This window comes from Hydrogenophaga sp. 2FB (genome assembly GCF_005503365.1).
Classification (GTDB): Bacteria; Pseudomonadota; Gammaproteobacteria; order Burkholderiales; family Burkholderiaceae_C; genus Hydrogenophaga.
Genome location: NZ_SCML01000030.1, coordinates 23853 through 46773 on the forward strand (window position 1 = coordinate 23853; position 22921 = coordinate 46773).

Below are 22921 nucleotides of genomic sequence, written 5' to 3' on the forward strand. Positions count from 1 at the left end.
GATCCACATGGCGCACATCCGCTCTGTCCGAACCCCGCTGATGGCCTTGCTGGTCGCTGTCGGCGGTGCTGGCTTCATGCTGCATTCACCCGCCGGGGCCCAGGTCGTGCCGACCGTCCCGCCGGCGGCCAGTGTGCGCGGCTTGCCCGACTTCACCGATCTGGTGGACGTGGTCGGCCCTTCGGTGGTCAACATCCGCACGCTGGAGCGTGCCAGCCGGGACGGCACTGGCGGTACAAGCCCCGACGAGCAGATGCTCGAGTTCTTCAAGCGCTTTGGCATCCCGATTCCGCCCGGCATGACACCGCGCAGCCCGCGCCCCGACCGCGCGCCCTCCGAAGAAGCGCAGCCTCGTGGCGTCGGGTCCGGTTTCATTCTGAGCGCCGACGGCCTCATCATGACCAACGCGCACGTGGTCGAGGGCGCCGACGAACTCATCGTCACCTTGCCGGACAAGCGCGAATTCAAGGCCAAGCTGGTGGGCGCGGACAAACGCACCGATGTGGCCGTGGTCAAGATTGACGTGACCGGATTGACGGCCGTGAAGATCGGCGACATCAATCGCCTGCGGGTGGGCGAGTGGGTCATGGCGATCGGCTCGCCGTTTGGCCTGGAGAACTCCGTGACCGCCGGCATCGTGAGCGCCAAGCAGCGCGACACCGGCGACTTCCTGCCTTTCATCCAGACCGACGTGGCCATCAATCCGGGCAACTCGGGGGGGCCACTCATCAACATGCGTGGCGAGGTGGTGGGCATCAACAGCCAGATCTATTCGCGCTCGGGTGGCTTCCAGGGTATTTCGTTCGCGATCCCGATCGATGAAGCGGTGCGCGTGTCGGACCAGCTCCGCGCCACGGGCCGCGTGACGCGTGGGCGCATCGGCGTGCAGATCGATCAGGTCAGCAAGGACGTGGCCGAGTCGATCGGGCTGGGCCAACCCAAGGGCGCGCTGGTGCGTGGTGTGGAGCCGAACTCCCCAGCCGCCAAGGCCGGCGTGGAGCCGGGCGACATCATCCTGAAGTTCGATGGCAAGGAGATCGACAAGTCGATCGATCTGCCTCGCTTGGTCAGCAACACCAAACCTGGCAACAAGAGCAGCATGACGGTGTTTCGTCGGGGCAGCCAGCGCGAACTGGCGATCACCGTGGCGGAGCTCGAGCCCGAGCGCTCTGCCGCCCGCACCACGACGCCCGAGCCGCCCAAGGCGCAGTCGAGCAATGTGCTGCAGACATTGGGGTTGAGTCTGGCTGAGTTGACCGCTGCGGAAAAGAAGGAGCTCAACCTCAAGGGCGGTGTACGCGTTGCGTCGGCCGAAGGCCCGGCCGCCCGTGCGGGTCTGCGCGAGGGCGACGTGATCGTGGCCATCGCCAACGCCGAGACCGCCAGCGTCAAGGACGTCGAAGCCGCACTGGGCAAAGTCGACAAGACACGCCCCATCAACGTGTTGTTCCGCCGCGGAGAGTGGGCGCAATATGCGGTGATCCGCGCACCACGCTGAGCCGCGTTTTGGGCCAATAACCCCCCGTCTCGATTGGGATTGGGGGTTTTTTCATGGGGGTGGCCTATTCGCCACACCGGGTTTTCCTGATCCTCAGGTGGCGATGACCGGTATTTTGTTAGTGATTGCTCACGACCATTGCGGATCTCATGACCGAATTCGCTAAAATGGCGCCCATTCTGAACAGATTCCCGTGACGACAAGCTCCTTCAACCCACGATGTGGGAGTGCCCGAAGAAGCCCCCAGGTCATCCACAGTCGTCTCACAGGTTGTTCAAAAATGCTGTGGATGATCTGTGTATAACTTGGCTGTTGCTGCGCTGCGACAAGGCAAATGCGGTGGTTCTGTGGTGTGCATTCCGGGCTTTTTGCCTACAATGAAACCCCAACTATCGCAGTTGCCATTGATTGTTGGTTACGGGCGCGTCAGCAGCTGACGCGCCCTTTTTTATGGCCGCGCGTTCCTTGTGAACCTGCGGTTTTTCCTGTGTCCGAGCCGTCTTCTTGATGAATCACATCCGCAATTTTTCGATCATCGCGCATATTGACCATGGCAAGTCCACGCTCGCTGATCGCATCATCTCTCTGTGCGGTGGCTTGACCGATCGCGAGATGAGCGAGCAGGTACTCGACTCGATGGACATCGAGAAAGAGCGCGGCATCACCATCAAGGCGCAAACCGCCGCACTGAAGTACAAGGCGCGCGATGGCAAGGTCTACAACCTCAATCTGATCGACACGCCCGGGCACGTCGACTTCTCTTATGAGGTGTCGCGCTCGTTGTCTGCTTGCGAAGGTGCCTTGCTCGTGGTGGACGCCAGCCAGGGTGTGGAAGCGCAGACGGTGGCGAACTGCTACACCGCGCTCGACCTCGGCGTGGAAGTGGTCCCGGTGCTCAACAAGATGGACCTGCCCAACGCCGATCCAGAGAACGCCAAGAGCGAGATCGAGGATGTGATCGGCATCGACGCCACCGACGCCATTCCGTGTTCGGCCAAGACCGGCATGGGCGTGGAAGACATTCTGGAAGCGGTGGTCGCGCGTATCCCGTCGCCCAAGGGCAGTCCCGATGCGCCACTGCGCGCCATGATCGTGGACAGCTGGTACGACGCCTATGTGGGTGTGGTGATGCTGGTGCGCGTGGTGGACGGCCGCCTGCTCAAGGGCGAGCGCTTCAAGATGATGGCGACCAACACGGTCTACAACGCTGACAACCTGGGCGTCTTCACGCCAGCGAACGAATCCCGTGAATCGTTGGAGGCCGGAGAGGTGGGCTTCATCATCGCCGGCATCAAGGAACTGCAAGCGGCCAAGGTGGGTGACACCATCACGCTGGAGAAAAAGCTGCCCAACAATGCCGGTCCTGCCGCCGAAGCCCTGCCGGGCTTCAAGGAAGTGCAGCCCCAGGTGTTTGCCGGCCTCTATCCCACGGAGGCCAACCAATACGACGGCCTGCGCGACGCGCTGGAAAAACTCAAACTCAACGACGCCTCGCTGCACTACGAGCCCGAGGTGTCGCAGGCGTTGGGCTTCGGCTTCCGCTGCGGCTTCCTGGGCTTGTTGCACATGGAGATCGTGCAGGAGCGACTGGAGCGCGAGTTCGACCAGGACCTCATCACCACCGCGCCCAGTGTGGTGTATCAGGTGGTCAAGCCCGACGGCGAGGTCATGATGGTCGAGAACCCGTCCAAGATGCCCGACCAGGGTCGACTCGAAGAGATCCGCGAGCCCATCGTCACGGTGCATCTCTACATGCCGCAGGAGTACGTCGGCGCTGTGATGACGCTGGCCAACCAGAAGCGTGGCTTGCAGCTCAACATGGCCTACCACGGCAAGCAGGTCATGCTGACCTACGACATGCCGCTGGGCGAAATCGTGCTCGACTTCTTCGACAAGCTGAAGTCGGTGAGCCGTGGCTACGCGTCCATGGACTACGAATTCAAGGAGTACCGCGCATCCGATGTGGTGAAGGTCGACATCCTGCTCAACGGCGAGAAGGTCGACGCCTTGTCCATCATCGTGCACCGCACGCAGTCGCAGTACCGCGGCCGCGCGGTGGTGGCCAAGATGCGTGAGATCATCAGCCGCCAGATGTTCGATGTGGCCATTCAGGCCGCCATCGGCGGCAACGTGATTGCCCGCGAAACCATCAAGGCGCTGCGCAAGAACGTGCTGGCAAAATGCTACGGTGGCGACATTTCGCGCAAACGAAAACTTCTCGAAAAACAGAAAGCAGGCAAGAAGCGCATGAAACAGATCGGCTCAGTCGAAGTGCCCCAAGAGGCGTTCCTCGCGATTTTGCAGGTGCAGGACTGATGCAGGCGGTCATGGGAACGGTCACTGCCGTGATCCTGGCGGCGCTGGCCGCTTACGCCGGCGCCTGGTACACCGGCTTGCTCGAAGGCAACTTCGCGGTGCTCCTGATGTTGGCCACCATCGTGACCGCCGTGTACTGGATCGCCGAAAAACTGGTGTTCCTGCCCCAGCGCCGGCGCGCCGCACAGCAGTTGCTGGAGGAGCACAACGTGCGCAAGGCAGCCCTGCTCAAGCAAGGCTTCACCCACATTGAAGGTGACGTGGACACGGCCCGCCAGAAACTGCTCGCGCAGCCCTGGTGGCTGGACTGGACCGCGGGTTTGTTTCCGGTGATTCTCGCGGTGTTCGTGCTGCGCTCGTTTCTGTACGAACCGTTCAAGATCCCGTCCGGCTCCATGATCCCCACGCTGCGCGTGGGGGACCTCATTCTGGTCAACAAATTCCACTACGGCGTGCGCCTGCCGGTGTTCAACACCAAGCTGATCGACAACCACAGCCCTCAGCGCGGCGACGTGATGGTGTTTCGCTACCCGCCACAGCCCAGCCTGGACTACATCAAGCGGGTGATCGGCGTTCCGGGCGACGAGGTGGCCTACCAGAACAAGCAACTCACGGTGAACGGCAAGCCAGTGCCGCGCGCAGCGCTGCCCGACTTCTTTGACAACGAGAGCATGCGCTACGCGCGCCAGTTCCGCGAAACCATCGGCACGCGCAGCTACAACACCCTCAACGACGACGATCGCGCCGCCTTCATCAACCGCACCACCGACTTTCCGTTCCTCGATCACTGCCGCTACTCCGTCGAGGGCGTGACCTGCAAGGTGCCCGCAGGTCACTATTTCATGATGGGCGACAATCGCGACAATTCCCTCGATTCACGCTACTGGGGCTTCGTCCCCGAGGCCAACATCGTCGGCAAGGCGTTCTTTGTCTGGATGAATTTCGGCGACCTTGGTCGAATCGGATCGTTTGAGTAAACCAGCGAGTCTCAGGAGAGTGATGGCTATGAAACTGAAGCGGCAACAACAAGGCCTGACGTTTGTCGGCCTGCTCATCGTGGGCGTGGTGATCGTCTACTCGGGTGTGGTGCTGGCGCAGGTGGCGCCTACCTACATCGAGTACCTCGCCGTTCAGAAGGCGGCCGAGAAAGCCGCCGCTGGCTCCACGGTGGCCGAGGTGCGCACCATCTTTGACAAAGCCGCCCAGATCGACGACATCCGAACCATCACCGGCAAGGACCTGACCGTGGGCAAAGAGGGCGACCGTGTGGTGGTGTCGTATGCCTACACCCGCGAAATCCATCTTGCGGGCCCCGCTCACCTGGTGATGAAGTACGAAGGCCGATCGAAATGACCCACGAGGCGGACCGGCAGCGTCCTGGCAGGCGCTGGCCCATTTGAGTCCCGAACTTCTGGCGCTGCAAAAGCGCCTTCAACACACCTTTGCCAATCCGCGTTTGCTTGAACGTGCGCTGACGCACCGGAGCTTCTCTGCCGATCACAACGAACGGCTGGAGTTTCTCGGTGATTCGGTGCTGAGTCTTGCGGTCTCCGGCTTGTTGTTCGAGAAACTCAGTCAGTTGCCCGAAGGCGATCTGTCCCGGGTGCGCGCGAACCTCGTCAAGCAGGACACCTTGTTCCAGATCGCTTCCGGCCTGGGGCTGGCGACCGGGCTGCGTCTGGGCGACGGTGAAAAGCGCTCGGGCGGGCACAAGCGGCCTTCCATCCTGGCGGACGCGCTGGAGGCGCTTATCGGTGCGGTGTACCTCGACGCGGGCTTTGAAGTCGCTGCGGCACTGGTGCACCGGATGTACAGCAACATCGAGCTCAATGCGCAAATGAGCGCCATGGGCAAAGACCCGAAGACCGAATTGCAGGAGTGGCTGCAGGCGCGCAAAATGAAGCTGCCTGTCTACCGTGTGGTGGCCACGCTTGGTGAGGCGCACAAGCAGACGTTTGACGTGGAGTGCACCGTCACCGAAACCGGGCACAGCGAACGTGGCATCGGTGCGTCGCGCCGGGCGGGCGAGCAGGCCGCTGCCGCCGCCATGTTCCAACACCTCACCGCCGCATCGGCGCCGTCCAGAAACGCTTCCTCAACCGACCAGCAACCGCGCTGAACACATGCCCGCCTCTCCCGTTCCCCCGTCCGCCAATCCCGATCTGGACGCCATGCTGGCGCAGGTGCTGGGCAAGGACGCTGCCAGTCCTGCTGGCCCAGCAGCCACCCCGGCCGAAGAGGCCGCCGCTGCCGAGCCTGTGGACGTTGCCGCACAGCGTTGCGGCTACGTGGCCATCGTCGGCAAACCCAACGTGGGCAAGTCCACCTTGCTCAACGCGCTGGTGGGGCAGAAGGTCAGCATCACCTCGCGCAAGGCCCAGACCACGCGCCACCGCATCACCGGTATTCGGACGCTGGGCGCCACCCAGTTCGTGTTCGTGGATACGCCGGGCTTTCAGACCCGCCATGGCAACGCGCTCAACCGGGCGCTGAACAAGACCGTGCTGGGCGCGGTGAACGACGTCGACCTGATTCTTTTCGTGGTCGAAGCCGGGCATTTCAATCTGGCCGATGCCAAGGCGCTGTCCATGTTGCCCGCCAACGTGCCCGCCATGCTGGTGGCCAACAAGTTCGATCTGGTGCACCGGCGCGGTGATCTGGCGCCATGGCTGCGTTCGATGCAGGAGCGCCACCCGTTTGCCGAGTTCGTCCCCATGTCGGCCAAAGCCTCCAAGGACATCGAGCGTCTTTTCGGCATTTGCGAAAAGTACCTGCCGCAGCAACCCTGGATGCACGATCCGGACGACCTGACCGACCGCAGCGAACGTTTCATGGCCGCGGAGATGGTGCGCGAAAAACTGTTTCGCCTGACCGGCGACGAGCTGCCCTACACCTCGACCGTGATCATCGACAAGTTCGAGGAAGAGGGCGCGCTCAAACGCATTGCCGCCACCATCGTGGTCGAACGCGAGGGCCACAAGGGCATGGTGATCGGCGAGAAGGGTGAAAAGCTCAAGCGCATTGGCACCGAAGCCCGGCAAGAGCTTGAGAAGCTCTGGGATTGCAAGGTGTTCCTGGAACTCTGGGTGAAGGTGCGTTCGGGCTGGGCCGACGACGATGCGCGCGTGCGCTCGTTCGGCTACGAGTAAGCTCCGCGTCCCCTCGACGCGCCCGCGCCGGACGCCATGGCCCTGAAACGTTTCTCCGACGAACCGGCTTTCGTTCTGCACCGCTACGACTGGAGCGAAACCAGCCTCGTGCTGGAAGTCTTCACCCGCAACCATGGCCGCATTGCCCTGGTGGCCAAGGGCGTGAAACGCCCCACCTCGCAGTTCCGCCCCGTGTTGTTGCCTTTGCAGCCGTTGCACCTTTCCTGGTCGGGTGACGCGGAGGTGCGAACGCTGAAGGCCGCGCATTGGCAAGGCGGCCACGTCATGCCCACTGGCGAGGCACTGATTTCGGGCAGTTACCTCAACGAGTTGCTCATGCGCCTGTTGGCGCGGGACGATCCGCACGAGCGCCTGTTCGACCACTTCACCACCGCCGTGCAGTTGCTGGCGGAGAAAAGCGATGCGCAGCAACTGGTGCTTCGCGCCTTCGAGCTGCTCTTGCTGCGCGACATTGGCTTGCTGCCCGACCTCGCGCACGAGAGCAGCACACTGACCGAGCTCGACCCGGAGCAACGCTATGTGCTCGGCCAAGAAAGCGGGCTGAGCCCTGCGCAGGAAGGCGACAGCCAGGCGCTCACCGGCGAACAATGGCTGGACTTGCAGTCGGCCATGGACCAGCCCGCGCCCTTCATTCCCACGCTGCGCGCCTGCGCCGCGTGTCTGCAGGCCTTGCGGCTGCCCTTGCGCAACCTGCTGCACTACCATTGCGGCGTGCGCGTGTTCAAGACGCGCCAGTTGATGCTGGACGTGCAGGCCATGACCCGGCAGCGTCCACCCACTGGCCTCGACGCGGACGTCCCTTCCGAACCCCAACCGACACCCACCGCACCATGACCGTGGCCCCCCGCACCCCGCAGCCTTCGACGACCGCGCTGTCGGTCAACCTCAACAAGGTCGCCCTGGTGCGCAACACCCGCCACCTGGGCATTCCGTCGGTCACGCGCGCGGCCACGCTGTGCCTGCAGGCGGGCGCGCACGGCATCACGGTGCACCCACGGCCGGACGAGCGCCACATCCGTGCGCACGATGTGCACGACCTGGCCGAGTTGCTCAAGGCCTGGCCGGATCGCGAATTCAACATTGAAGGCAACCCGTTTCACAACCTCATGGGTTTCGTGCGCGCGGTGCGGCCGCAGCAGGTCACCTTCGTGCCCGACAGCGAGGGCCAGTTCACGAGCGACCATGGCTGGAACTTTCCCGCCGACGCCGAACGCCTGCGCCCACTGATCGCCGAGGCCCAGGCGCTGGGCGCGCGCGTGAGCCTGTTCATGGACGCCGAGCCCGACCAGATGGCGGGCGCGAAAGCGGTCGGCGCCGACCGCGTCGAGCTCTATACCGAGCCCTATGCCGCTGCCTGGCACACGCCGCAACGAGACGCACAGCTGGAGCGCTTTCGCGCCGCCGCGCAGGCCGCGCTTGACTTCGGCTTGGGCGTGAACGCAGGCCATGATCTCAACCGCGACAACCTCACGGCCTTCGTGCGCACGGTGCCAGGTGTGAGCGAAGTGTCCATCGGCCACGCCTTGATCGCGGACGCGCTCGAGCTGGGCTACAGCGAAACCATCGCGGCCTACAACCACTGCATCAGCGCCGCCCGATGATCTACGGCATCGGCACCGACATCTGCGACATCCGGCGCATAGAGGCCGTGCTGCAGCGCCAGGGCGAACGCTTTGTGCGCAAGGTGCTGAGCGACGCCGAATTCGCCATCTGGCAAAAGCGCAGCGCGCGTTGGCCCCAGCGCGGCCTGCGTTACCTGGCCACCCGTTTTTCGGCCAAGGAAGCGTTCTCCAAGGCCGTCGGCATGGGCATGCGCCTGCCGATGACGTGGCGGCGCTGCGAGATCAACAACCTGCCCAGCGGCCAGCCCGTCATCGTGCTGCACGGCGACCTCAAGACCTGGTTCGAAGCGCAAGGGCTGCGTGCCCATGTGACCGTGACCGACGAAACCGACTACGCCGCGAGCTTCGTGGTGGTGGAACGCGACTGACCACTTTCTCCCCTATGCACGCACACGCTCCCCTCATCATCGACGTCGCCGGCCACAGCCTGACCACCGCAGACCGCCAGCGCCTCGCCCATCCGCTGGTGGGCGGTGTCATCCTGTTCGGTCGCAACTGGCAGAGCCGCGAACAGCTCACTGTTCTGTGCCGCCAGATCAAGACCGTGCGGCACGACTTGCTCATCGCGGTCGACCACGAAGGTGGGCGCGTGCAGCGCTTTCGCACCGATGGCTTCACCCACCTGCCGCCCATGGCCAGCCTGGGAGCGATGTGGATGCGTGCCGCGAAAGCCGGCGAATACGAAGGCGCCCCCGCACTCGAAGCGACCAACGCGGCGGTGGCCACCGGTTTCGTGCTCGGCGCCGAACTGCGCGCCTGCGGCGTGGACCTGAGCTTTGCGCCCGTGCTCGACCTGGACCACGGTGAAAGCTCTGTGATCGGCGACCGGTCCTTCGCGCGCGATCCGCGCGTGGTCAGCCTGCTCGCGCAGAGCCTGATGCACGGTCTGCTGCAAAGCGGCATGGGCAACTGCGGCAAACATTTCCCCGGCCACGGTTTTGTCAAAACCGATTCGCACCTGGCAATTCCCGTGGACCGGCGCAGCCTCAAGGCCATCCTCGCCGAAGATGCGGCGCCGTACGGCTGGCTCTCGGCCAGTCTGCAGGCCGTGATGCCCGCGCACGTGATCTACCCCAAGGTGGACAGCCGCCCCGCAGGTTTCTCGTCGCGCTGGCTGCAAGACATCCTGCGCGCGCGCCTCGGCTTCACCGGCGCCATCTTCAGCGACGACCTGAGCATGGCCGCGGCGCGTCAGATCGGTGGCCGCGAGGTGAGCTTTACCGAGGCCGCGCTGGCTGCGCTCGCGGCGGGTGGCGATCTGGTGCTGCTGTGCAACCAGTCGGTGGTGGAGGGTGGCGCTCCGATCGACGAAGCGATCGATGCCTTGTCGCAGGCGGCGCTCCAGGGGCATTGGCAGCCGAGCGCGGCAAGCGAAGAGCGGCGTCTGGCGCTGTTGCCACGCCTGGCTTCCCCCGGTTGGGATGCGCTGATGGTCAGCGAGCGCTATATGCAGGCGCTGTCGTTGCTGCCGGATTGACGATGTCTGTCGTGGCCCGCGTGGCCTCACGTCAGGGGCCGCCGTCGAGCCCCAGCTTCTCCAGCAGGTCCGACACCAGCTCCAGGCGCACCAAGGGATTGTCCAGCGTCATCAGGCGCTGTTTGAGTTCCACCGGCGCGGGCAGCAGCTCGGCCCAGCGGTTGGCGATCCAGCCGCTGTCGTCCCACTGATAGGGCGCTTGCAGCGGGAGTTGGTCCATAGCGTCCGGGTGGCGTTCCTGCAGGCTCAGCAGCAGGCGTTGCAGCGCGCTGCGGGTGTTGACGAGGTGCTCGGGCACCGGCACCACCGGCTCGGGCTCGTCGAGCTGCACATCGGCCATCCAGAGGCCATGCGGCAACTGGCTGCGGCGCGTCACCTGGAAGCGCTGCAAACCCCGGCAGCGGATCATCATCAAGCCGGGCTGAGGGCGCTCCAGGTGCTCGATCTGGGCCAGTGTGCCCACCGAGTGAAAGACTTCCTTGGCAAAACCGTCACCCGAGGGTGGTGCGGCCGGGTCGATCCGGCGCACCTCGCTGCCTTCGCTCAGGCAGACCACGCCGAAAGGCGCGCCAGCCTTGTGGCAGCGGCCGATCATGTCGAGATAGCGCACCTCGAAGATGCGCAGCGGCAACCAGCCTCCCGGGAACAACACTGTCTGCAACGGAAACAAAGGCAGTTGCGACAGCGTCAGGGCCTCGGCGGGCCGCGCGGAGTTCAATCGTTGACCACCGCGTCCGCGCTCTGGCGCTGCAACATCGCCAGGCTGTTGGCGATGGTGGAGCGAAGTTCGCGCCGGTCACAGATGAAGTCCACCGCGCCCTTGGTTTGCAGGAACTCGGCGCGCTGAAAACCTTCGGGCAGCTTCACGCGCACGGTGTTTTCGATCACGCGCGGGCCGGCAAAGCCGATCAAGGCCCTGGGCTCGGCCACCACGATATCGCCCAAAAATGCGAAACCCGCGCTCACGCCGCCCATGGTCGGGTCGGTGAGCACGCTGATGTAGGGCAGGCCCTTCTTGGCCAGACGGGTGAGGGCCGCATTGGTTTTGGCCATCTGCATGAGCGAGAGCAGGCCTTCCTGCATGCGCGCACCGCCCGTGGCGGTGAAGCACACGAAGGGCACCTTCTGCGCGATGGCTTCTTCCACGCCGCGCACGAAGCGCTCGCCCACCACGGAGCCCATCGAGCCACCCATGAAGTCGAACTCAAAACACGCCACGACCAGGCTGATGCCGTGCACCGCGCCGCCCATGACCACCAGCGCATCGGTTTCGCCCGTGGTTTCCAGCGCGTCTTTCAGGCGCTCGGGGTACTTGCGGCTGTCCTTGAACTTGAGCGCATCAACAGGCAGCACCTCCTGCGCGATCTCGTAGCGGCCTTCGGCATCGAGAAAGGCGTTGAGCCGGCCGCGCGCGCCGATGCGGTGGTGGTGGCTGCAATGCGGGCAAACGTTCTGGTTCTTTTCCAGGTCGTTCTTGTACAGCACGGCTTCGCAGCTCGGGCACTTGATCCACAGACCTTCGGGCACGCTGCGGCGCTCGGTGGGGTTGGTGGGGGTGATCTTGGGGGGCAACAGTTTTTCGAGCCAGGACATGGTTTTTCTCCGTGCGGCGGCGCCGGCGGGCGCCAACGCGAATTATGCGTCGAGCGCTTTTCGAATGGTGCGAAGGAACTGGATGGCGACCGCCACCACTTTTTCGTGCGGCTCGTTCTCGAGCAATTGAATGATCTTGCTGCCGATCACCACCGCATCGGCGGTCTGGCCAATGGCGCGCGCGGTTTCGGGGTCGCGAATGCCAAAGCCGACGCCCACCGGCACGCTCACGTGCGCCCGGATGCGAGGCAACATGGCCTCGACCTGACCGATGTCCAGGGTGCCAGCACCCGTCACGCCTTTGAGCGACACGTAGTACACGTAGCCGCTGGCCACACGCGCCACCTGCGCCATGCGTTCGTCGGTAGAGGTGGGCGCCAGCAGGAAGATCAGGTCCATGCCGTGCTCGCGCAGCGCAGCGGCGAAGTCTTCGCATTCTTCGGGCGGGTAGTCCACCACCAGAATGCCATCCACGCCGGCTTCGCTAGCGTCTCGCACGAAGGCGCCAGCGCCGTGTTTCTGGTCGTAGCGCTCCACCGGGTTGGCATAACCCATGAGCACCACCGGCGTGGTGGTGTTGCGCTCGCGAAAGCTGCGCACCATGGCCAGCACCTGCACCATGCCGATGCCCAGGGCCAGCGCGCGGTCGCCCGCTTTCTGGATCACCGGGCCGTCGGCCGATGGATCGGAGAAGGGCACGCCGAGCTCGATGACGTCAGCGCCTGCTTCGGCCATGCCGTGCATCAGGTCGGGGGTAATGTCGGCAAACGGAAAGCCGGCCGTCACGTAGGGGATCAAGGCCTTTCGGTTCTGGGCCTTGAGTTGGGCGAAGGTGTTTTCAATGCGGCTCATTTCGCGGAGCCTCCTTTGACGGTGTGTCCGCGCATGGAAGGGCGGTCGTAAAAGTCCACGCCCGAAAGGTCGGCCACGGTGCCGATGTCCTTGTCGCCGCGGCCTGAGAGGTTGACCAGAATCGACTGATCGGGTTTCATGGTCTTGGCGAGCTTGAGGGCGTAAGCCATGGCGTGGCTCGATTCCAGGGCGGGGATGATGCCCTCGGTGCGGCAGAGGTGGTGGAAGGCCGCGAGCGCTTCGGCATCGGTGATGCCGACGTACTCGGCACGGCCGATGTCCTTGAGGAAGGCGTGTTCGGGCCCGACGCCGGGGTAGTCCAGACCGGCGCTGATGCTGTGGGTCTCGGTCACCTGGCCGTTGTCGTCCTGCAGCACGTAGGTGCGGTTGCCGTGCAGCACGCCGGGGCTGCCCATTTGCAGCGAGGCCGAGTGCTTGCCGCTGTCCAGCCCTTCGCCGGCGGCCTCCACGCCGATCAGGCGTGTCTTTTCATGTCCGATGTACGGATAGAAGATGCCCATGGCGTTGCTGCCGCCGCCCACGCAGGCGATCACCGCGTCGGGCTGTTCGCCGACACAACCTGCGGCCTGGAGCATCTCGGGCATCTGCACCAGGCACTCGTCTCCGATCACGCTCTGGAAGTCGCGCACCATCATGGGGTAGGGGTGCGGTCCGGCCACGGTGCCGATGATGTAGAAGGTGTTGTCCACGTTCGCGACCCAATCGCGCATGGCTTCGTTCAGCGCATCCTTCAGCGTCTTGCTGCCGCTTTCCACGGGCACGACGGTGGCACCGAGCAGCTTCATGCGGTACACGTTGGGGCTTTGGCGTTTCACGTCCTCGCTGCCCATGTACACCACGCATTCCAGGCCGTAGCGCGCGCAGATCGTGGCGGTGGCCACACCATGCTGGCCCGCGCCGGTTTCGGCAATGATGCGCGGCTTGCCCATGCGGCGCGCCAGCATGGCTTGCCCGATGGTGTTGTTCACCTTGTGCGCACCGGTGTGGTTGAGGTCTTCGCGTTTCAGGAAAATCTGAGCGCCACCGATTTCACGGCTCGTGCGCGCGGCGTGGTAGACCGGACTGGGCCGGCCCACGAAGTGCGCGAGTTCGCTTTTGAATTCGGCGAGGAACTCGGGGTCGTGCTGGTACTTCGCGTACGCCGCCCGCAGTTCGTTGATGGCATGCGTGAGCGTTTCGCTCACAAAGCTGCCGCCGTAGATGCCGAAATGGCCTCGGGCGTCGGGTTGTTGGTAGGTCTGCATGGGGTGTCTCGGTTCGACTGCCATCCTGACCCCATGAAAAAGGGCTTAGGCCTGGCGGGGGGGCTGCGCATCGGCCGCGCGCACGGCGGCCACGAAAGCGAGCATCTTGTCGGGGTTCTTGATGCCTTTGGCGGCTTCGACCCCGGAGCTCACGTCAACGGCCCAGGGCCGTACGCGCGAGATGCCATCGGTCACGTTTGCAGGCGTGAGTCCACCAGACAAAACGAGGCGAGAGCTGGCGTTTAGAAGCGGATGTGACCAAGGGAATGCTGTCCAGTCGAAGGATTGACCACCACCGCCATAGCCCTCGACGTGAGCGTCGAGCAGGATGGCCTGGGCGGCCGAGTGGTCCGACGCGTATTTTAGAAGATCGAAGCCCGCCCCGGCAGGGCCCGTGGGGATGCGAGCTGCGCGCAGATAGGGGCGACCCGCGGCTTGGCAGTCGGCGGGTGTTTCATCGCCATGGAACTGCAGCAGGGCTTGGGGCACGGCGGCAATGCCACGCTGGATCTGTTCGTCGCTGGCGTTGACGAACAGCAAGACCGGTGTGACGAAGGCAGGCAAGCGCCTTGCCAGTTCGCCCGCGCGCGCGGCTGTGACATGGCGCGGGCTTTGCTCGTACAGCACGAAGCCGACGGCATCGGCGCCGGCGCGCACGGCCGCGTCGACGTCGGCCTCACGGGTAAGGCCGCAGATCTTGATGCGGGTGCGGTGGGGGTTCATGGAAGCCAGTCGAAGGTGGACGTGCGTTGCGGCAGACCCAGTTCGGCATCGTAGACCGGTCCGAGAAAGTACAGACCGTCAGGGGAAAAGGTGGGGGCGGCGACGTCGCGGCTGCGCGCCTGCAGCACCTCCGTTATCCAGGAGGAGGGGCGGGCGCCGCTGCCGATAGCGATCAGGCAGCCCATGATGTTTCGGATCATGTGGTGCAGAAAGGCGCTGGCTTCGAACTCGAAGTGCCAGTAATGGCCCCGGCGCGCAATGTCCAACCGCAGCAGGTTTTTCACAGGCGAATGCGCCTGGCATTGCGCCGCACGAAACGAGGTGAAATCGTGCTCGCCTACCAGGGCCTGCGCAGCCTGCAGCATGGGTTCGAGGGCGAGCGGGCGGAACACCCAGCCCACCTGGCCCGCGTCCACGCTGGGGCGAACCGGGGACTCAAGCACGATGTAGGCATACCGGCGCGAACGCGCACTGGCCCTGGCGTGGAAGCTAGCTGGCACCTTGCGTGCCCATTGCACGGCGATGTTGTCAGGCAAAAAACTGTTGGTGCCGCGCACCCAGGCGTTTTCGGCGCGGTCCACCGGCGTATCGAAGTGCACGACCTGCATGAGGCCATGCACGCCGGCGTCGGTGCGACCGGCGCACAGCGTTTTGATGAGATCCCGCGCGCTGAAACGGGACAGTGCCAACTCGAGTTGGTCTTGCACTGTGCGCCCGCTGGGTTGGCTTTGCCAGCCGTCATAGGCGCGGCCGTTGTAGCTCACGCCTAGCGCGATGCGGGCGTGTGAGGGATCGGACGCCGGGGACGGAAGAGGCAAAGGCGAAACCGGCGCAGCGAGGGGTATCAGGCCAGATCGGCCAGGAAGGTGCCCGCTTTGGTCTTGAGCGAGCCCGAGGCTTCGGCCAACACTTCTTCGGCCAGCGAGCGCGCGCCTTCGAAGTCACCAATGGCGCGAAACTCCTCGGCCAGCGACAACTTGGTTTCCAACGGGTTTTCCTCGGTCAGGTTGCCCGCAGAGGTGGCGTCTTCTGGTGCGGGTTGCGGGCTGAGGTCGAGGTTGATGTTGTTGAGATCGAACGAAATCATCTCTGGCTCAACAGCCGGTGGGTTTGCCGCTGGCGGGTTTTGCGTCCTGGATTCCGCTGTATCGATCGAATCCAGGTCCAGGATCGGGTCTTCGTCGAAGGGCAGGACCGAAGGCGTGCCGGAGGACGACTCCGCATGGATCGGGTCGGCTGTGGACAGCGGTGCGGGCCCGGAGGGGAAATCGAGGTCGAAGTCCATGGACATCGATGAAGGTGGGCCTTCCTGGGCGACTTCTGCGGGACTGTTCAGGGCATTGGTGACGTTGAGATCGTTCGTTCGGGCGGCGACGGGTGCGCTGGGCGTCTGAACCGGGGCAGGTTCCGAGGGCTCGTCGAGCGAGAAGTCCAGATCGAGATCCAGATCGCCCAAGCCAGCCAACGCGGCGGGTTTGCCGGGGTCGTTCATGGTGCTGCTGCCAAAGGGCATGGTGTGCATGACACCGGCGGCATCAACGGGTGCCGCCACTTTCACGGCCGGGCTGCCGCCGGGTTGGTACAGCGGGTTGGACGGATCGAGTTCCCTGCCGAGTTCGCAGGCATGCTCCCACTCCGCTCCTTGGCCCTGTGTGAGGCCGAAGGCCTCGGTGGCCACCACCTCGAACGCCCGCGCATCGCGGCGCTTGGCGTAGATCTCCAGCAGCTTGTTGTGAATGGCCACGCGCGTGGGCGTGCTGCGCATGGCTTCCTTGAGAATCTCCTCGGCCTGCAGGTCGCGACCATAGGCCAGGTACACATCGGCTTCGGCCACTGGGTCCACATCGCCCGCCGCATCCAGCTGGCTGGGTGAATAGACCATGGACGAACCGGATGCCACGGACTCGGCCGTGTCGATGCGCTGTCCACCGCTGGAGCCAAAGAACGAGTCGGGCTGCAAGCGGCTTTCGAGGAAAGAGCTGTCCACGTTGGAGTGGTTCTTGCGCTGACGCACCCGGTAGATGCCATAGCCCGCGAGCAGGGCGAGCAGGCCGCCCGCCAGGGGCAGCGCCAACGGGTTGTCGCGCAACTGATCGATGAACGAGGGCTCGTCGGGCAGAGGTGTGGGCACGGGGAGCGGCGTCTTGACCGGTGCCGGTGTGGTCGACGGTTCGGCCGTGGCGGCGGGTGCTTCTGCTGCGGGGGCCGGTGCGTCTGGCGCTGGTGCAGGGGTGGTTTCGGCAGCGGGGGCCGCCGGAGCCGGTGCAGGCGCGGCTGGCGCGGTGGGCACCGTGGCTGTGGGCGCGGGTACCACAGGAGCTTGCGCTGCGGGTGCAGCGGCAGGCGGCGTGGCAGGAACGGCCGCTGCCGGTGCGGGGGCTGTCCCGGGTGCGCCGCTGGATCCCAGCTTGGACAGTTCCTCGATGTTGCGCGAGAGTTCGGCCACGCGCGTGGACGCATCCTTGGCTTCGCGCTCTTTGGCGATCTTGTCTTCGTTGGCCGCCTGGCCAGGGGCCGTCGGCTTGGCCAGGGTCAACTTGTCGGTGGCGGGTGCAGCAGGCTTGGCCTCCTTCACCTCGGTCTGCACTTGCCCGGCGGCCTGGCGGTCGGCTGCCGACACGCCAGCGTCAGGTGCGCTGCCGGCAAGGCGGCGACGGAACTCGTTGAAGTCGCGGCTTTGCGCCACGATGGTCTGGCGGGCCTGAGCAGCGGAAACGGCATTGGCGTCGGCCGCTGTCGGGAGGTTCATCACCACCCCGGACTTCATGCGGTTGACGTTGCCGCCCATGAACGCGTTGGGATTCTGCTGCAGCATGGCCACGAGCATCTGGTCCAACGACACGTCGGCCGGTTTGTTGGCGGCCGCAATGCGGCCAGCGGTGTCGCCCGCGCGAACGCGAACCTGACCACCACCTTCGTTGCCAGCGGGGGCCGGGCTTGGTGCCGGCGCCTGGGCCACGGGAGCCGGCGCAGGCGCAGGCGCTGGCCTTGGTGGTTGGGTTTGCGGCAACGCAGCGCTGGGTGCGGCTGCAGGGCGAGGCGCTTGTTGCGCCGTGGAAGGCGCCGGGGCCGAAACGCTGGGGGCGACCGGCGCGGGCCGCGCTGCTGCGCGCTGGCTCGGTGGATCAAACAGCAGGGTGTAGTCGCGAACGAGGCGCCCGGACGACCAGTTGGCTTCGACGATCAGGTCAACAAAAGGCTCGGTGACCGGGCGTGTGCCGGTCAGGCGCAGATAGGCGCGGCCGTCTGCGCGGCGTTGCAGGGAGATTTGCAGCGTGGCGATGGCTGCATTGACTTCGGACCCGGCTGCTCGGAAGGTGTCGCCAGAAGCCAAACCCACACGCAGGCTAGCTGCTTCTTCGGGATTGATGTCCGGCACGTCGATTTCGGCGCGCAAGGGCTCGCCCAAGGCCGATTGAACGACCACACGCCCGAGTGCCAGGGCCTGCGCATCGGGATGCTGCGCCAAGCCCGCACACAGCAAAGCCGCCGCAGCGACCGCATGCAACCGCACGAGCCCTTTGAAACCAGCACTTTGTTGCACTTTTAGAGGCGGGTGGGATGGGGTGTTGCGGGAGTTGGATGGCACGTTGACCTCGACGTAAGAAACCGAGAATTGACCATAACATCAACGCATTACAGTGACAAGCTGAGAATCCGCTTGAGTTTCTCGGCCGACCTTTCGTCGTCGATGCGGCTGGTATTTACGTTGCAGAGGCGCAACGTAAATACCGCAGCTGTTTCCGCTTTCCCCTCATCGCTTTCCGTTCAGGCTTCCAGCAGGATGCGCAACATGCGCCGCAGCGGCTCAGCGGCGCCCCACAGCAACTGATCGCCGATGGTGAAAGCACCCACGTATTCCGGGCCCATGGCCAGCTTGCGGATGCGTCCCACTGGGATGGTCATCGTGCCGGTAACAGCCACGGGGGTCAGGTCCTGAACGGTCGCTTCGCGCGTGTTCGGTACCACCTTGACCCAGGCGTTGTCGGCCGCGATCATGGCTTCGATATCGGCCACGGGCACGTCCTTCTTGAGCTTGAAGGTCAGGGCCTGGCTGTGGCAGCGCATCGCGCCCACGCGCACGCAGAAACCATCGACCGGGATCGCCGGCACGTTGAAGCCTTCGCCCATGCCCAGGATCTTGTTGGTCTCGGCCATGCCTTTCCATTCTTCCTTGGACACGCCGTTGCCCAGGTCCTTGTCGATCCAGGGGATCAGCGAACCACCCAGTGGCACGCCGAAGTTCGCGGTTTCGGCGCCGTTCAGTGAGCGCTGCTTGGCGATCACCTTGCGGTCAATTTCCAGGATGGCGCTCTTGGGGTCGTCCAACAATGCCTTCACTTCTGCGTTAAGCGTGCCGTACTGCGTGAGCAGTTCGCGCATGTGCTGGGCGCCGCCACCGGAAGCAGCTTGGTAGGTCTGCGTGCTCATCCACTCCACAAGACCTGCCTTGTAGAGCGCGCCCACGCCCATGAGCATGCAGCTCACGGTGCAGTTGCCACCGATCCAGTCCTTGCCGCCGTGGGTGAGCGCGTTCTGGATGACGGGAAGGTTGACCGGGTCCAGGATGATGACGGCGTCCTTGTCCATGCGTAGCGTGGACGCGGCATCGATCCAGTGGCCGTTCCAGCCAGCGGCGCGCAGCTTGGGGTAGACCTCGCTGGTGTAGTCGCCGCCTTGGGCGGTGATGATGATGTCGCAGCGTTTGAGGGCCGCGATGTCGTGCGCGTCCTGCAGCTTGGTTTCGTTTTTCGCCATGGCAGGGGCTTTGCCGCCTGCGTTGGAAGTGGAGAAAAACAGCGGTTCGATCAGATCAAAGTCGCTTTCCGCGACCATGCGGTCCATCAGCACGGAACCGACCATGCCGCGCCAGCCAACGAGTCCTACGAGTTTCATGTCAACGCCCTTTGGTAAAAAAAACCGTTTTGCCCCGGCTCGTCTGGCCGGGGAGGGGCGTGACGAACCGGAGCTGGATCAGCCCTTGGTAATGGTTTTGGTAATGGCGGCCACGACGGCGTCACCCATGCCACGGGTGCTGACCTTGGTCGTGCCTTCCGACCAGATGTCGGTCGTGCGCAGACCAGACGCGAGCACGCTGCTGACCGCACGTTCAATGCGGTCGGCGGCTTCGGTCTGGTTGAAGGTGAATCTGAGCATCATGGCAGCGGACAGTATTGTAGCCAGAGGATTGGCCAGATTCTTGCCGGCGATGTCCGGTGCGCTGCCGTGGCTGGGTTCGTACAGGCCCTGGTTCTTCGTGTTCAACGACGCCGAGGGCAGCATGCCGATGGAGCCGGTGAGCATGGACGCCTCGTCGGACAGGATGTCGCCGAACATGTTGCCGGTGACCACCACGTCGAATTTCTTGGGCGCACGCACGAGCTGCATGGCGGCATTGTCCACGTACATGTGCTCCAGTTCCACGTCGGGATACTGGGCGTGCACTTCGGTGACCACGTCTTTCCAGAACTGGAAGGTCTCAAGCACGTTGGCCTTGTCGACGCTGGTCACCTTCTTGCCGCGCTTGCGCGCGGCCTGGAAGGCGACGTGGGCGATGCGCTCGATTTCGGGCTTGCTGTAGCGCATGGTGTCGAAGGCTTCTTCGGCACCGGGGAAGTGGCCGTCGGTGGCGGTGCGCCGGCCACGGGGCTGACCGAAGTAGATGTCACCGGTCAGCTCTCGGATGATCAGGATGTCCAGACCCGAAATGATCTCCGGCTTGAGGCTGGAAGCGCCCACCAACTCGGGATAGCAGATGGCCGGTCGGAAGTTGGCGAACAGGCCCATGTTCTTGCGCAGCCCCAGAATGGCCTGCTCGGGACGCAGCGGGCGGTCCAGCTTGTCGTACTTCCAGTCGCCCACGGCGCCAAAGAGCACGGCGTCGGCATCCATGGCCAGTTTCAGGGTGGCGTCGGGCAACGGATGGCCATGCGCCTCGTAGGCGGCTCCGCCCACCAGGGCGGATTCCATTTCGATCGGCAACTCGAGCGCCTGAAGAACCCGGACGGCTTCGGCCACGATTTCGGTGCCGATGCCGTCACCCGGAAGAACTGCGATTTTCATGTGATGTGAAGTTGGAGACGAGAAGAGGGGGCTCAGACGGGCATGGTGTGCGCCAGCCAGGGCTTGGTGGCCAGGCGCTCGGCTTCGAAGGCCGTGATCTTGTCCTTGTAACGCAGCGTGAGGCCGATGTCGTCCAGGCCGTTGAGCAGGCAGTACTTGCGGAATGCCTGCACATCGAACGGCAATTCTTCGCCTTGCGGCTTGATCACCACCTGGCGCTCCAGATCGATGGTGAGCTGGTAACCCGGGAAGGCCGCGACTTCATCGAACAGCTGTGCCACCTGCGCTTCGGGCAACTGGATCGGCAGCAGGCCGTTCTTGAAGCAGTTGTTGAAGAAGATGTCGGCATAGCTGGGCGCGATGATGGCGCGAAAGCCGTACTGGTCGATGGCCCAGGGCGCGTGCTCGCGGCTGGAGCCGCAGCCGAAGTTCTTGCGCGCCAGCAGCACCGAAGCCCCAGCGTAACGCGGCAGGTTGAGCACGAAGTCGGGGTTGGGCTTGCGGCTCGTGGGGTCCTGCCCTGGCTCGCCTTTGTCGAGGTAGCGCCATTCGTCAAACAGGTTTTGCCCGAAGCCGGTCTTGCGGATCGACTTCAGGAACTGCTTGGGGATGATCGCGTCGGTGTCGACGTTCTCGCGGTCCATGGGGGCCACGAGGCCCTTGTGGAGAGTGAATTTCTGCATGTGATGTGTGCCTGTTATTTGGCGACGTCTTGAACTTTTTCGCCGGCTTTTTCAATGCCCCGGCCTGCGGCCTGCCCGGCTTCCTTGGCGTCCTGCTTGACGCCAGACCATGTGTTGCATGCTGCCAGCGTCAGCGAGAGGGCGAATGCGATAGCGATGGATGCAATGCTTTTCATGGGAGCCTCCTGAGGGTGGTTGCGGGTGGGGGATGGGGAGTCAAGCAAAGGTGCGCACGTCCACGAAGTGGCCATGCACCGCGGCAGCAGCTGCCATGGCGGGAGAAACGAGATGGGTGCGGCCGCCCGCGCCCTGACGGCCTTCGAAGTTGCGGTTGCTGGTCGAGGCGCAGCGCTCGCCGGGTTCGAGGCGGTCGGCGTTCATCGCCAGGCACATCGAGCAGCCCGGCTCGCGCCATTCAAAGCCGGCGGCCTTGAAGATCGCGTCCAGGCCTTCGCGCTCGGCCTGCGCCTTCACGAGGCCGGAGCCGGGAACGACCAGGGCCAGTTTGATGTTCTTGGCCACTTTCTGCCCCAGCTTCTTCACCACCGCCGCCGCTTCGCGCATGTCTTCGATGCGGCTGTTGGTGCAGGAGCCGATGAAGACCTTGTCGACGAAGATGTCGTTGAGGGGCTTGCCGGGCGCCAGGTCCATGTAGGTCAAGGCGCGCTCGATGGCGCCGCGTTTGTTCGCGTCTTTCTCACGGTCAGGGTCGGGCACCGTGCCGTCAATGCCCAACACCATTTCCGGTGAGGTGCCCCAGGTGACCTGCGGCACGATCTGGGCAGCGTCCAGTTCGACGACGGCGTCGAATCTGGCGTCGGCGTCCGAGTGCAGCGATTTCCAGTAGGCGACGGCCTGGTCCCATTCCACGCCGGTGGGCGAGAGCGGGCGACCCTTGACGTACTCGATGGTCTTGTCGTCCACCGCCACGAGGCCGGCGCGCGCGCCGCCTTCGATGGCCATGTTGCACACGGTCATGCGGCCTTCCATGCTCAGCGCGCGGATGGCGGAGCCACCGAACTCGATGGTGTAGCCGGTGCCGCCGGCGGTGCCGATCTTGCCGATGATGGCGAGCACGATGTCCTTGGCGGTGCAGCCCTTGGCAAGCTGGCCATCCACGCGAATCAGCATGTTCTTGGCTTTCTTGGCCAGCAGGGTCTGCGTGGCCAGCACGTGTTCGACTTCGCTGGTGCCGATGCCGTGCGCGAGCGCGCCGAACGCGCCGTGGGTGGAGGTGTGGCTGTCGCCGCACACCACCGTCATGCCGGGCAATGTGGCGCCGTTTTCCGGGCCGATCACGTGCACGATGCCTTGGCGTTGGGACATGAACGGGAAGAACGCCGCCGCGCCGAATTCGGCGATGTTGCTGTCCAGCGTGGTGATCTGTTCCTTGCTGATCGGGTCGGTGATGCCGTCGTACCCGAGTTCCCAGCCATTGGTGGGCGTGTTGTGGTCGGCGGTGGCGACCACCGAACTCACGCGCCAGACCTTGCGGCCGGCCTGGCGCAGGCCTTCATAGGCTTGTGGACTGGTCACCTCGTGCACGAGGTGACGGTCGATGTACAGCACGGAGGTGCCGTCTTCTTCGGTGTGGACGACGTGTTCGTCCCAGATTTTGTCGTAGAGCGTGCGTGGCATGGTGGGGCTCGTCGTGGTGAA

General features: G+C 64.4%; 22 protein-coding genes. 10 read left to right on the forward strand and 12 right to left on the reverse strand.

Annotated elements, in window-relative coordinates:
- The first annotated feature begins 7 nt into the window (after window positions 1-7).
- The 10 genes from FFS09_RS17885 to nagZ all read left to right on the forward strand — a co-directional run bounded on the left by FFS09_RS17885 (window position 8) and on the right by nagZ (window position 10083).
- Window positions 8-1498, forward strand: a complete 1491-nt coding sequence (locus FFS09_RS17885; RefSeq protein ID WP_137920255.1) for a DegQ family serine endoprotease — start codon at window positions 8-10, stop codon at window positions 1496-1498.
- A gap of 507 nt (window positions 1499-2005) precedes the next feature.
- Window positions 2006-3814 carry a translation elongation factor 4 gene (lepA, locus tag FFS09_RS17890; protein ID WP_137920256.1) on the forward strand — a complete coding sequence of 603 codons (1809 nt, stop codon included), beginning with the start codon at window positions 2006-2008 and terminating at the stop codon, window positions 3812-3814.
- 11 nt (window positions 3815-3825) lie between these two features.
- Window positions 3826-4791 carry a signal peptidase I gene (gene lepB, locus FFS09_RS17895; RefSeq protein WP_252374414.1) on the forward strand — a complete coding sequence of 322 codons (966 nt, stop codon included), beginning with the start codon at window positions 3826-3828 and terminating at the stop codon, window positions 4789-4791.
- A gap of 22 nt (window positions 4792-4813) precedes the next feature.
- Window positions 4814-5167 carry a DUF4845 domain-containing protein gene (locus FFS09_RS17900; RefSeq protein WP_502703742.1) on the forward strand — a complete coding sequence of 118 codons (354 nt, stop codon included), beginning with the start codon at window positions 4814-4816 and terminating at the stop codon, window positions 5165-5167.
- Window positions 5168-5210: 43 nt separating this feature from the next.
- Window positions 5211-5933: a ribonuclease III gene (gene rnc, locus FFS09_RS17905; protein WP_137920258.1), complete on the forward strand. Its 723-nt coding sequence runs from the start codon at window positions 5211-5213 to the stop codon at window positions 5931-5933.
- Window positions 5934-5937: 4 nt separating this feature from the next.
- A complete protein-coding gene (gene era, locus FFS09_RS17910) occupies window positions 5938-6963 on the forward strand; it encodes a GTPase Era (RefSeq protein WP_137920259.1) in 1026 nt (341 codons plus the stop codon).
- Between the two features lie 36 nt (window positions 6964-6999).
- Window positions 7000-7818 (forward strand): DNA repair protein RecO, encoded by an 819-nt coding sequence (gene recO / locus FFS09_RS17915; protein ID WP_137920260.1) that lies wholly within the window; start codon window positions 7000-7002, stop codon window positions 7816-7818.
- Entirely contained in the window at window positions 7815-8585 is a 771-nt protein-coding gene (locus FFS09_RS17920; RefSeq protein WP_137920261.1) for a pyridoxine 5'-phosphate synthase, read from the forward strand. Before recO ends, FFS09_RS17920 begins: the two co-directional genes overlap by 4 nt.
- Window positions 8582-8974 carry a holo-ACP synthase gene (gene acpS, locus FFS09_RS17925; protein WP_137920262.1) on the forward strand — a complete coding sequence of 131 codons (393 nt, stop codon included), beginning with the start codon at window positions 8582-8584 and terminating at the stop codon, window positions 8972-8974. Before FFS09_RS17920 ends, acpS begins: the two co-directional genes overlap by 4 nt.
- Before the next feature lie 14 nt (window positions 8975-8988).
- A complete protein-coding gene (gene nagZ / locus FFS09_RS17930) occupies window positions 8989-10083 on the forward strand; it encodes a beta-N-acetylhexosaminidase (protein WP_137920263.1) in 1095 nt (364 codons plus the stop codon).
- 31 nt (window positions 10084-10114) lie between these two features.
- Here the strand turns inward: nagZ and FFS09_RS17935 are convergent, their stop codons facing one another.
- The 12 genes from FFS09_RS17935 to leuC form a co-directional block, all read right to left on the reverse strand.
- A complete protein-coding gene (locus tag FFS09_RS17935) occupies window positions 10115-10801 on the reverse strand; it encodes an LON peptidase substrate-binding domain-containing protein (protein WP_137920264.1) in 687 nt (228 codons plus the stop codon).
- Complete coding sequence (gene accD, locus FFS09_RS17940) at window positions 10798-11676, reverse strand: acetyl-CoA carboxylase, carboxyltransferase subunit beta (RefSeq protein WP_137920265.1); 879 nt, start codon at window positions 11674-11676, stop codon at window positions 10798-10800. Before accD ends, FFS09_RS17935 begins: the two co-directional genes overlap by 4 nt.
- Before the next feature lie 42 nt (window positions 11677-11718).
- A complete protein-coding gene (gene trpA / locus FFS09_RS17945; RefSeq protein WP_137920266.1) occupies window positions 11719-12528 on the reverse strand; it encodes a tryptophan synthase subunit alpha in 810 nt (269 codons plus the stop codon).
- Entirely contained in the window at window positions 12525-13793 is a 1269-nt protein-coding gene (gene trpB / locus FFS09_RS17950) for a tryptophan synthase subunit beta (protein ID WP_137920267.1), read from the reverse strand. Before trpB ends, trpA begins: the two co-directional genes overlap by 4 nt.
- 45 nt (window positions 13794-13838) lie before the next feature.
- The gene (locus tag FFS09_RS17955) at window positions 13839-14516 is read right to left on the reverse strand and encodes a phosphoribosylanthranilate isomerase (protein WP_137920268.1); all 678 of its coding nucleotides are present in this window, start codon (window positions 14514-14516) and stop codon (window positions 13839-13841) included.
- Window positions 14513-15334 (reverse strand): tRNA pseudouridine(38-40) synthase TruA, encoded by an 822-nt coding sequence (gene truA, locus FFS09_RS17960; protein ID WP_137920269.1) that lies wholly within the window; start codon window positions 15332-15334, stop codon window positions 14513-14515. Before truA ends, FFS09_RS17955 begins: the two co-directional genes overlap by 4 nt.
- Before the next feature lie 26 nt (window positions 15335-15360).
- Complete coding sequence (locus FFS09_RS17965; RefSeq protein WP_252374416.1) at window positions 15361-17985, reverse strand: FimV/HubP family polar landmark protein; 2625 nt, start codon at window positions 17983-17985, stop codon at window positions 15361-15363.
- Window positions 17986-18284: 299 nt separating this feature from the next.
- Entirely contained in the window at window positions 18285-19412 is a 1128-nt protein-coding gene (gene asd / locus FFS09_RS17970) for an aspartate-semialdehyde dehydrogenase (protein ID WP_137920271.1), read from the reverse strand.
- 78 nt (window positions 19413-19490) lie between these two features.
- A complete protein-coding gene (gene leuB, locus FFS09_RS17975; protein ID WP_137920272.1) occupies window positions 19491-20579 on the reverse strand; it encodes a 3-isopropylmalate dehydrogenase in 1089 nt (362 codons plus the stop codon).
- A 32-nt stretch (window positions 20580-20611) separates the two neighbouring features.
- Window positions 20612-21262, reverse strand: a complete 651-nt coding sequence (leuD, locus tag FFS09_RS17980) for a 3-isopropylmalate dehydratase small subunit (RefSeq protein WP_137920273.1) — start codon at window positions 21260-21262, stop codon at window positions 20612-20614.
- A 14-nt stretch (window positions 21263-21276) separates the two neighbouring features.
- Window positions 21277-21438, reverse strand: coding sequence for an entericidin EcnAB (locus FFS09_RS17985; RefSeq protein WP_137920274.1), 162 nt, complete (start codon window positions 21436-21438; stop codon window positions 21277-21279).
- A gap of 40 nt (window positions 21439-21478) precedes the next feature.
- Window positions 21479-22900: a 3-isopropylmalate dehydratase large subunit gene (gene leuC, locus FFS09_RS17990; protein WP_137920275.1), complete on the reverse strand. Its 1422-nt coding sequence runs from the start codon at window positions 22898-22900 to the stop codon at window positions 21479-21481.
- Window positions 22901-22921 lie beyond the last annotated feature (21 nt).